Here is a 10,847-nt window from a genome sequence, read left to right as displayed (position 1 = left end):
GCCCCCGGCCCGCTAGGGCAGCACGATGTTGTCGATGAGGCGCGTCCCGCCGAAGTGCGCCGCCACCGCGATCATGGTCCCCGGACGCAGCTCCGCGACGTCCTCGAGGGTCGCGGCGTCCACGGCCGAGACGTACTGCACGGCGGCCCGCGATCCCGACTCGATGAGGCTCCGGACGGCCCCGACCACCGCGCGCGCGTCGCGCTCGCCGCCCTCGTACAGCGCGGCCGCCTCACGGAGCGCGCGGTACAGCGCCGGCGCCTCCCTCCGCTCCTCGGCCGACAGGTACGCGTTCCGCGAGCTCATCGCCAGCCCGTCCGCCTCGCGCACCGTCGGGGCCCGGATGATCTCGACGCCCATGTTGAGGTCGGCGACCATGCGCTCGACGATGGCGAGCTGCTGCCCGTCCTTCTGCCCGAAGACGGCGAGCGACGGCCGCACGACGTTCAGGAGCTTCGCCACGACCGTGGTCACGCCGTCGAAGTGCCCCGGCCTCGCGGCGCCGCAGAGCCGCTCGCCCATCCGCTCGACGTGGACGACGGTCGCGTGGCCGCGAGGGTATACGTCCGCGGGCTCAGGCGCGAAGAGGATGTCGCATCCCGCCGCCTCGGCGAGCGCAGCGTCGCACTCGAGGTCGCGCGGGTACCGGTCGAAGTCCTCGGTCGGTCCGAACTGCGTCGGGTTGACGAACACGCTCACGACGGTGACGTCGGCGAGCGCGGACGCGATGCGGATGAGAGAGAGGTGCCCCTCGTGGAGGGCGCCCATCGTGGGCACGAACCCCACGACGCGGTCCTCCGCGCGCAGCGCCCGCGACCTGGCGGCCATCGCGGAGGAGGTCCTCAGCGTCTCCATGATCGTCCCTACGAGTAGCTCTCGTCGAGGCTGGGGTAGTCGCCGCCCTTCACGTCGCCGACGAACCGGCGCGCGGCCTCCGCGACGACCGACTTCGCGTCGCCGTAGCGCCGCACGAACTTCGGCGTCGGGCCGGCGACGTACCCGACGATGTCGTTCACGACGAGCACCTGCCCGTCGCAGTGCGGGCCGGCCCCGATGCCGATGGTCGGCACCGCGACGGCCGCGGTGATGTCCGCGGCGAGCCGCCACGGCATCGCCTCGAGGACGATCGAGAAACAGCCGGCCTCCTCGAGGGCCGCCGCGTCGTCAAGCAGCCTCGCGTGCGCGTCGTCGCCCTTGCCCTGCACGCGGTATCCGCCGAGCTCGTGGATGGACTGCGGCGTGAGCCCGATGTGCCCCATCACGGGGATGCCCGCGTCGAGCACCGCCCTCACGGTCGGCGCGATCTTCCGCCCGCCCTCGAGCTTCACCGCCTCCGCCCCGCCCTCCTTCACCATCCGCCCCGCGCTCCGCACCGCGTCGGCGACGGACGCCTGGTACGACATGAACGGCATGTCCCCGACGACGAGCGCGCGCGGCTTCGCCCGCGCGACGGCCGCCGTGAGGACGAGCATCGCGTCGAGCGTCACCGGGAGCGTGTTCTCGTAGCCGAGCACGACCATGGCCGCCGAGTCGCCGACGAGCAGGACGTCCACGCCCGCCTCGTCGAGGATCCGCGCCGTCATGGCGTCGTAGGCGGTGAGGGCCGCGATCTTCTCCCCCGCCGCCTTCATCGCCCTGATGGAGGGCGCCGTCCGCTTGCCGCGCGCGTCGCTCACGTCCGCGTCCCGATCGGCACGTAGTACGCCGTGCCCTTGTCGTGCTCCTCGATCTCGCGCGCCAGCTCCTCGAAGTCGGCGGTGTTCTCCACGAAGTCGATGTCGTTCGTGTTCACCACGATGAGCGGCGTGTCCTTGTAGTGGAAGAAGAAGTGGTTGTACGCCTCCGAGAGCGCGAGAATGTAGTCGCGCGACATGTCCCGCTCGAACCGCCGCCCGCGGCGCCGAATGCGGTCCATGAGGACATCCACCGAGGCTTGGAGGTACACGACGATGTCCGGCTTCGGGACGTCGCGCTCGAGGAGGTCGGCCAGCCGCGTGTAGAGGGCCATCTCGTTGTCGTCCAGGGTGATGTTGGCGAAGATCCGGTCCTTCGCGAAGAGGTAGTCCGAGACGACGCGCTCCATGAAGAGGTCGTACTGCTTGAGGTCCGCCTGCTGCCGGTGCCGCGAGAGAAGGAAGAAGAGCTGCGTCTGGAAGGCGTACGCCCGCATGTCGGCGTAGAACTGCGGAAGGAAGGGGTTCTCCTCGACGACCTCGAGCTTGAGGTGCGCCCCCCACTTCTTCGCCAGGAGCGTCGCGAGCGTCGTCTTGCCGACGCCGATCACGCCCTCGACGGCGACGTAGTTCCTCCCCGCCACGGTCCCCCCTCTCTCACGTCCTCGGATCGGGAGCAGGCGGTCCCCCGACACGCCGCACGACCTGCCCGGCCCCGCCGACGCGTTCTGCGAGCTCGGCGACGGTGACCGTGTCGCCCGGGACGACGAGGTCCGGCGCGATCTCGGCGAGCGGAACGAGCACGAACGCGCGCTCACCGAGTCGCGCGTGCGGGATGATGAGCCCGGCCTCGGACTGGATGCGGTCCCCGTACACGAGGATGTCGAGATCGAGCGTCCGGGGCCCCCATCGCTCGAGGCGCTCCCTGCCGCAGTGCCTCTCGATCCTCATGAGCTCGCGCAGCAGGTCGTGGGGTCTAAGGCCCGTGTCGATGCCGGCCGCGGCGTTCAGGAACCACGGCTGGTCCGTCTTCCCGACCGGCTCGCTCTCGTACACCGACGACACGCGAACGAGCGTGGTGTCGGCGAGCCTCGCCAGGCAACCGAGCCCGCGCCGCAGGTGCGCCAGACGGTCCCCGACGTTCGACCCCAACCCGATCCAGACCCTCTCCATCTGCGCCTTACACCCTGTGCACCACCTCGACCCGAACGTGGTCGATCGCCCCCGCGATCGGCACGCTCGGTTTCCTGATGCGCACGAGGACCTCGGTCGCGCCGAACTTCTCAGCGATGTCGCGGGCCAGCCTCGCGGCGAGCGTCTCGAGGAGGTGGTGCCGCTCGCGCACGACCTCCGACTCGACGAGCCTGAACACGTGCTCGTAGTTGATGGTCCGCTTCATGTCGTCGTTGGCCACGGCGTCTGACAGGTCGGCAGTGATCTCGACGTCCACCTCGAAGCGCTGTCCCAGCTCGCGCTCGTTGTTCGTCGCGCCGTGGTAGCCGTAGAGACGGATGTTCTCGAGCGCGATCTTGTAGGTCGTCATGAGCGCCTCTCTCCAGGGCCCAGGCCGCTGTCATCCCCGCGGGCCGCGGGGGCCCCGGCCGTGTCCATCCCCGCGGGGCTCAGACAAGCGCCGAAGACGGCGCAAACTCGCCCGCGGGGATGACAGCGGCCGGGTCCCCGAGGCGCCCACACACTACAGGATTCCGGCGATCCTATCAACGGCCTCGGCGATGCGCTCCTCCGAGGCCATGAGCGCGAAGCGGACGTAGCCCTCGCCCGACGGCCCGAACCCGGCGCCGGGCGTCACGACGACGCGCGCGTCGTTGAGCAGCCGCATCGCGAAGCCCTGCGAACCCTCGCCCCTCGGCACCCGCGCCCACACGTAGAAGGTCGCGTGCGGGCGCGGCACGCGCCAGCCGAGCTTCCAGAGCCCGTCGACGAGAACATCGCGGCGCCGACGATACACCTCGACCTGCTCCCGGACCCGCGTCTCGGGAAGCGCGAGCGCCGCCTCGCACGCCCGCTGAACGGCCGTGAACACGCCCGAGTCCAGGTTCGACTTCACGGCGGCGAGCGCGTCGAGCGCGGGCGCGCTCCCGACGGCGAAGCCCGCGCGCCAGCCGGTCATGTTGAAGGTCTTCGAGAACGAGTGGAACTCGATCGCGACGTCCTTCGCCAGGTCGCACTGGAGCACCGACACTCTCGGCCCTTCGAACAGCACCTCGGCATAGGACGCGTCGTTCACGACCAGGAAGGCGTGCTCGTGCGCGAGATTCACCGCGAGCTGGAAGAGCTCGGGGTCGGCCGACGCGCCGGTCGGGTTGTTCGGGTAGTTCAGGAAGAGAACCTGTGCCGACTCGAGGGTCTTCCTCGGCAGCCGCTCGAGATCGGGCCGGAAGCCCAGCTCCGGCTCGAGCGGCATGTGCACGACGTCGCCGCCCGCGAGCCACGACGCCGCCTGGTAGACAGGGTAGCCGGGGTCGGGCACGAGCGCCGTCCGCCCTTCGTCGAGCACGGCGAACGGCAGATGTCCGATGCCCTCCTTGGTGCCGATGAGCGTGACGACCTCGCGCTCAGGGTCGAGCGCAACGCCGTACCGCTTCTCGTACCACGCCGCGAACGCGCGCCGAAGCGACGGCTCGCCGCGGCCGAGCGGATAGCGGTGCGTCGTGGGGTCCGCGCACGCCGACTGCATTTCCGACACGATCTCCGGGAACGTCGGAAGGTCGGGGTCGCCGATGCCGAGGTCAACGAGGTCCGCGCCGCTCTCGGTGAGCGCGCGCTTCGCCCGGTCCACCTCGACGAAGAGGTAGGGCGGGATCCGGCCGAGTCGTTGTGCGGGCGAGAACGCTCTCATGCCCCCCCCGGGAACGCTGCAGAGCGGCACGAAGCTAGCCCGCCCCCCGCGCGCCCGTCAACACGAAAGGCCCGGCGGCGCGGGCCGACAAGGGCCACCGTCACCGCCGGGCCGTGCTCCTGACATCCGCTCTCGACTCCGGCAGCCGGCCGTCCCGGCGCCGGAGCGCGGCTACCTCGCCGACGAGAGCGCCGGGTCCTCACCGTCCACCGACACCGGACGCTCCGGCCGCCGACTCGGCTCCGTTGCTCTCCGCTGCTCCATCCGCGGGTCGTACCCCACGCCAGCGCTCGCCGGCGCGCCGTACAGCTCGGGATGGCTGTACTTGCCCTGCTCGCCCGCCGGTTTGACCTCCTCGACCTGGATCCTGTGCGCCTCGGCGTACGGGTCCTGCCTGATGCCCGTCACCTGCCACGAGACCCTCATCCCCGGCGAGCCGCCCGCGATGCGGAAGCGGTTCCGCGCGATCTCGTCCGCCACGTACACGGGTGCGAACCCCCCGATGCAGGTCAGCTGGTACCGGAAGTCGCGGTTCAGGGCGCCGAACCACTCGGGCAGCTCGACCCACGCCTCGCCCGCCGCGTCGAGCGTCGTCACGCCGTCGTACACGTTCTTCATGTCGGGGCTCTCGACGAACGAGTGAGAGAGGTACTTGTTCGCCGGGTCCAGCGGATGGTCGATCCTGAACGAACCCGCGGACTTGGTGAGCGTCCCGTTCACGTGCGTGTTGCCGGCGAAGTAGCCCGCGTAGTTCGTGCCGGCGCCGGACGCGGTGCCGTAGACGCCGTAGTTCGTGCCGGAGCCGTCTCCTCCCATCGCCTCGCCGAGGACACCGTAGTACACAAGGGCGCTCGTGCCCGGATGCTCGGCCCAGCCGAGCACGCCGATCCCGGAACCCACGAACTTGCCCCCGATGCCCCAGAAGTCGGAGGTGTTCGACTCGCCGTACACCGCGATGTTGTTGCCGCTCCGGGTGACACCGTCGTACACCGCGTGCACCACGTGGCAGTCTGCATTCGCCGCGATGTCGGCGGCGTCGGAGTAGATCTCGATCCCGTAGGCGCCTTTGGTGTCGCCGAGGAGCACGGCCCCGGCGCCGGGGGTGTTTGCCTCGATCACCGGGCTGTCGTTGTTGGCGCTTGCGATGTCCACGTCCATCACGGGCGCCCCGGACGCCGTGACCGCAGTGCGGTTCTGGAAGCCGCGGAACACGGTGTCTTCGGAGTTGTTCCTGACGTACAGGGCAATTGCACCCGAGGTGCCGCTCTCCCTGCTGATCCACACCCCGTCCCAGGAGTTGGCGCCGGTGTGGGTCATGGAGATCGCATGTGACGTGCCGCCATAGCTCCCGGAGAACGGCAGAAGGTCGCTCGTCGCCGACTGCAGCGCCGACGGCACGCTCGCGAGCTTGAGCCGCGGCGAGAGCGCCTCACCGCCCACATGAAGCTGCAGGTAGTACGGCGGGCTCGCGAACGACGGAAGCGGCGAGACGATCGAGCCCAGCTCGATGTTGAACCAGCCCTCCGTGAGCGTCACGCCCGAGTGCGTCTCGGGTCCCCACAGAAGCGTCCCGCTGGATGCCGCGTTGTAGATTCGCGCCACGACCGTGTACGAGCCGCTGATCGGAAGCCCGGTCGTGGTGTTGGCCAGGAACCCCTGGAACCAGACCGTGCTCGCCGTGCTCCTGTCGCCGTCCGGCGCCGGCGTCTGCGCGAACTCCGCGTCCTCAAGCACGACGGACCGCGCGAGCGCGATCCCCGAGAACACGACCGCCGCGGCCAGCGCAAGCCAGAGCCCGCGACGCACGAAACCCATCCCGCTCATGAGGTGCCTCCTCTTCTGATGAACGCCCGCGATCACCGCCGTCCCCACGCTACCTGAGAACGACCACCCGCTGCAGGTCGCCGACTCCGCCGCACTCGAGCCGGCAGAAATAGACACCCGACGCGACCTTCCCGCCGCGGTCGTTCGTGCCGTCCCACGCCACGGAGTACCTCCCGGGGCGCGGGCAGTCCGGCCACATCTCGCGCACCACGCGACCGGCGACGTCGTAGATGCGCAGACTGACCTCCGCGCCGACCGACGCGACGTCGAACTGGATCAGCGCCTGGTCCGTGAAGGGGTTCGGGGCAAGCGCGTGGAGCCTTGTCTGCAGCGTCCCGCCCGTGGTCACGCTCACCGGGTCCATGGTGAGGCGTTCCTCGGACCCGTCCCACCGGACGGCCCACAGCTCGTACCAGAACTCGCTCCCTGGCCATACGGAGCGGTCGTCGTAGGACGAGGGCGAGGCGAGCGGGAGGACCTCGTCGTTGACCCGCGCGTAGGGGCCGCCGAACTCGGGCGCGCGGTAGACGTTGAAGCCCGCGATGTCGTCGAGCGACGAGACGCTCCAGCGGAGCGTCACGCAGTCCGGCGCCGCCGACACCGCGAAGAACGCCACCTCGACGGGCGTGTACGCGCTGCACCCCCACAGCGAGAACGAGGTGCTCGTCGCGCGGCCGGCGAACGGGCCGCCGAGCCGCGAGCGCATCGTGAACGTCGTCGAGCTGCTCACGGGAGCGCCCGTCGCTGGAGCGGCCGCGGGCGTCGTCCACGTCCGAAGCTCGAGGGCCGCGTCCGCCCACGCCGCGGAGAGCGCCAGAGCGACCAGCACACACCCCACGGTAAGAACTCTCACAGGGCCTCCTCTCTCCGGATCGCACGGGACTCCGGAACCCCCGCCGTCGAGACCGCCACGTCCGGTGGCACCAGTACATCCAAGCCCGCAATCTGCGCAGCGCACAGTACGCCTGCCCGCCCGGGTTGTCAAGACCCAGCCTGCGCCGAAAAGGCCGCTGGCGGCGCCGGGGCTTCCTGCTACAATGCGGCGCACCCATCACGGAGGACACCATGCGCGCGCGCCTTCTCGCCGCCGTCACGGCACTCGAGCGGTCTCCCCTGCACCCGGCGTACTGGGCGCTCGCGTTCGTGGCGCTCGTGACGCTCCGGAACCTCCTCGAGGGCGCGCTCGGGCCGACGGGGTCCGTCGGGTTCGTCTACCACGCTTCGCCCTCGGCCCTCATGGTGCTCGACCACTTCCTGTTCTTCTACGCGAGCGTGTTCCTCGCGGTCGCGCTCGTGCTCGCCGCGCTCGCGCGCGAGCGCGTCGGGTCCGTCATGAAGGTCATGACCCCGGCGTGGGCGCTCGTGCTCCTGCCCCCGTTTCTCGACCATCTGCTCACGGGCGGTCACGGCGCGACCATCACCTACCTCACGGACCTCTCGTCGGTGTTCGTCCGGTTCTTCGACCCGCGCGCGAGCTTCGAGCGCGTCTCGCAGGGTCAGCGCGTCGAGATCGTCGCGGCCTGCGCGCTGGCCTTCGTCTATGTCCGCCTGAAGACGCGGAGCTGGCCGCGGAGCATCTTGGCCTTCGCGGGCGTGTACGTCGTGCTCGCGGCCCACGGCATCCTCCCGATGGCGTACGCGCGCCTGTTCGGCCGCGCGCTCGCCGCCTCGGGCGCGTCGCCGGAGATCGTGTACCGCGCCGCGTTCAAGGCCGGCGGCATCGTGGCCGACGAGAGCCGGAAGCTCGCGCTCCTGTTCCTCATGTCCTCGACGCTCCTCGGCTGCCTCGCGTACGCGCTCCACGCGCCGCGCAAGGCGGCCGCGTTCGTCAGGAACGTGCGCCCGCTCAGGTCCGTCCACTACGTCGGGATGGCCGCGTTCGGGATCGCGTGCGGGTGGGCGCTCGTCTCGCCGACGGGCGTCGGGTTCGGCGTAGGTGGCGATGTGCTCGGGGTCGCGGGGACCCTGCTTGCGGTGTTCCTCGCGTTCCAGGCGTCGGTCGCGCTCAACGACCTCGTTGACGAGGAGAGCGACCGCATCGTCGGCGCGGACCGCCCGCTCGTCACCGGCGCGCTCGGCCGGGGGGACGTTGCGAGGTTCGCCGCGGCCGCCGCGGCCGCGGCGCTCCTCTTCGCGCTCAACGTGAAGTACTCGACGTTCCTGCTCGTCGCGCTCGCGCTCGCGCTCTCGTTCATCTACTCCGCGCCGCCGCTCCACCTCAAGCGGTTCCCGGTGCTCGCGACCCTCGCGCTCGGGTGCATCTCGCTCCTCGCCTGCCTCGCGGGGTTCAGCGCGTTCGCCGAGGAGCGGGCGACCGCGGTGTTCCCGCTCAGGCTGGGATGGACCATCGTGCTCGCGTTCGGGCTCGGGTTCTCGGCGAAGGACCTGAAGGACGTCGAGGGCGACCGCGCGACGGGGGTGTGGACGCTCCCGGTGCTCCTGGGGCCGCGCGGCGGGCGCGCCGCCGTCGCCGCGCTCGTGCTCGCGGGCTACCTCGTCGTGCCGGTCCTGCTGCCCTTTCGCGCGCTGGCCGCCCCCGCCGTCGTGCTGGGCGCGGCGAGCGGCGCGGCGGCGCTCCTCTGGCGCCGCCGGCGGCTCGACGAGTTGCTGCTCGCCGCGTGCCTGGCCTTCACGGCGCTCGTCGGCGCAGTGACGCTCCGGGGCTTCGACCGGCTCGTCGAGCCGCGCGCGCCCGCGGCGCAGGCCGCGGCCCTCGCGCTCCTCGGCCGGAACGCCGAGGCCAGGCACGACTGGGAGACCGCCGCGGCCTACTACGCGCCGGCCGCCGCGATGCTCCCCGGGAACGTCGATCTCCAGCGCCGGGCCGGCGCGGCGCTCTCGGAGAGCGGCCGGAGCGAGGAGGCGCTCCACTATCTGGGGCGGGCGGTGACGCTCGACCCGTCCTCCTCGGTGACGCGCCAGTACCTCGCCATGAGCGCGTCAGACGCCGGCGACGCCGACCGCGCCGAGCTCGGGCTCCGCGAGGCGGTCCGCCGGAACGTCCAGCCGCGCGTCTTCCTCGCGCTCCTCGGCGAGCACGCGCTCGGGCGGGGTGACCCGACGACGGCCGTCACGGCCTTCGTGAGCGCGCTCCGCCTCGGGCAGCCCGACGTTCCCGCCCGCATCCGCCTTGCCGACGCCCTCGACCGGCTCGGCAGGAAGGCCGACGCGCGCGACCAGTACCGGACGACCGTCGCGCGCAAACCCGACTCGGCCCAGGCCCGCGACGCGCTCGCTCGCTTCCACCACCTCGCGGGCGACCTCGACGACGCGGTCCGCGAGTTCCGCGAGGCCGTCCGGCTCGACCCGGGCGAACCGGTCTTCTGGAACAACCTCGGGACCGCCCACCGCTCACGGCGCGAGTTCCCCGCCGCGCTCGAGGCGCTCGAAACCGCCACACGTCTCGCGCCGCGCATGGTGGACCCGTACTACAACCGCGGCCAGGTCTACGAAGCCCTCGGCAGCGAAGAAGAAGCGAGGAGGCAGTACCTCCTCGCCCTCGAGCTCGATCCCTCGTTCTCCCCCGCGCGTCAGGCGCTCGGCCGCATCACGACGACGGCAGCGGGCGCGCCGCCCGAAGCGCCGTGAGCACCCCGTAGGGCACCGGCACGTCCCCGATCTCGATCTCCGGCTTGCTCGCGCCGTGGAAGTCGGTGCCGCCCGTCGCCACGAGACCGTGCCGGCCGGCCTCGGACGCGTAGTGCTCATGGACGGACGCGAGTTCTGCGGCCGTCATGAGGGGCCGCCCGTCTCCGTGCGGGCGGCTGCGGTCGTACGGGTAGTACACCTCGACACCGCGCACGCCGGCGCCCGCGCACACGGCGATGACGGCGTCCACCGCCGGATCGATGAGCGACCCGCCCCCGTCGAACGCGGCGCTGTAGCAGCCGGGGTGCGCGACGACGGGCACGCCGCCCGCCCGCCCGATGAGCGCCACGCACTCCTCGAGCGTGACGCCGAACGACTTCGGCACGTGCCACTCGCCCCCGAACGACGTCCTGTCGAAGAACTCCTGCGCCTCGAGCCCCGCGTGATGCCGGTGGAGCACCTTCCAGATGTGGGGGCGCCGCACCGTGTCGCCGGCCGCCTCCCGCTCCACCTCGGCAGCGTCGATGGGATAGCCGTGCGCCGCGAGGACCTCGACCTGCCGCGCGAGCTTCCCGTTCTTCGCCGCCTGCATGCGCGCGAGGACGTCGCGAAGCTCGGGGTCCGAATGGTCCACGAAGTAGCCCAGGATGTCCACCTCGACGAGCCCGCGCCCGGGCTCGTGCGCGATGCCGATCTCGACGCCGGGGACGACCTCGAGGCCGTGCCGCGCCCCCGCCGCGAGCGCCTCGGGGACGCCCCCGACCGAGTCGTGGTCCGTGACGGCGATGGCGGCAAGCCCGAGGCCGGACGCCCGCGCGACGACCTCCGAGGGCGTGAGGCTCCCGTCGGACGCCGTCGTGTGCACGTGAAGGTCGATCCCGCCCATCGCCTCGCCCATCCGG

General features: G+C 71.5%; 10 protein-coding genes. 1 reads left to right on the top strand and 9 read right to left on the bottom strand.

Features of this window, described 5'->3' with window-relative positions; translation table 11 throughout:
- Window positions 1-12 precede the first annotated feature (12 nt).
- The 8 genes from FJY74_03320 to FJY74_03285 form a co-directional block, all read right to left on the bottom strand.
- Entirely contained in the window at window positions 13-855 is an 843-nt protein-coding gene (locus FJY74_03320) for a pantoate--beta-alanine ligase (GenBank protein MBM3307333.1), read from the bottom strand.
- A gap of 8 nt (window positions 856-863) precedes the next feature.
- Window positions 864-1,676 (bottom strand): 3-methyl-2-oxobutanoate hydroxymethyltransferase, encoded by an 813-nt coding sequence (gene panB, locus FJY74_03315; protein ID MBM3307332.1) that lies wholly within the window; start codon window positions 1,674-1,676, stop codon window positions 864-866.
- Complete coding sequence (locus FJY74_03310; protein ID MBM3307331.1) at window positions 1,673-2,317, bottom strand: deoxynucleoside kinase; 645 nt, start codon at window positions 2,315-2,317, stop codon at window positions 1,673-1,675. Before FJY74_03310 ends, panB begins: the two co-directional genes overlap by 4 nt.
- A gap of 13 nt (window positions 2,318-2,330) precedes the next feature.
- Entirely contained in the window at window positions 2,331-2,846 is a 516-nt protein-coding gene (gene folK / locus FJY74_03305) for a 2-amino-4-hydroxy-6-hydroxymethyldihydropteridine diphosphokinase (protein MBM3307330.1), read from the bottom strand.
- A gap of 7 nt (window positions 2,847-2,853) precedes the next feature.
- Window positions 2,854-3,216 carry a dihydroneopterin aldolase gene (gene folB, locus FJY74_03300; GenBank protein MBM3307329.1) on the bottom strand — a complete coding sequence of 121 codons (363 nt, stop codon included), beginning with the start codon at window positions 3,214-3,216 and terminating at the stop codon, window positions 2,854-2,856.
- 153 nt (window positions 3,217-3,369) lie between these two features.
- On the bottom strand, window positions 3,370-4,533 hold the full coding sequence (locus FJY74_03295) for an aminotransferase class I/II-fold pyridoxal phosphate-dependent enzyme (GenBank protein ID MBM3307328.1): 1,164 nt from the start codon (window positions 4,531-4,533) through the stop codon (window positions 3,370-3,372).
- Between the two features lie 171 nt (window positions 4,534-4,704).
- On the bottom strand, window positions 4,705-6,357 hold the full coding sequence (locus FJY74_03290) for a hypothetical protein (protein MBM3307327.1): 1,653 nt from the start codon (window positions 6,355-6,357) through the stop codon (window positions 4,705-4,707).
- A gap of 49 nt (window positions 6,358-6,406) precedes the next feature.
- Window positions 6,407-7,210, bottom strand: a complete 804-nt coding sequence (locus FJY74_03285; protein ID MBM3307326.1) for a hypothetical protein — start codon at window positions 7,208-7,210, stop codon at window positions 6,407-6,409.
- 212 nt (window positions 7,211-7,422) lie between these two features.
- On the opposite strand from FJY74_03285, the gene FJY74_03280 reads away from it, so the two are divergent.
- Entirely contained in the window at window positions 7,423-9,945 is a 2,523-nt protein-coding gene (locus FJY74_03280) for a UbiA family prenyltransferase (protein MBM3307325.1), read from the top strand.
- On the opposite strand, the gene FJY74_03275 is transcribed toward FJY74_03280, so the two are convergent.
- The gene (locus FJY74_03275) at window positions 9,905-10,843 is read right to left on the bottom strand and encodes a PHP domain-containing protein (GenBank protein ID MBM3307324.1); all 939 of its coding nucleotides are present in this window, start codon (window positions 10,841-10,843) and stop codon (window positions 9,905-9,907) included. The genes FJY74_03280 and FJY74_03275 overlap by 41 nt on opposite strands.
- Between the last annotated feature and the right edge of the window lie 4 nt (window positions 10,844-10,847).

The organism is Candidatus Effluviviaceae Genus I sp. (genome assembly GCA_016867725.1).
GTDB lineage: Bacteria > Joyebacterota > Joyebacteria > Joyebacterales > Joyebacteraceae > VGIX01.
The sequence above is the reverse complement of the archived record's forward strand: the minus strand, read 5'-3'. Positions and strand labels throughout refer to the sequence as shown.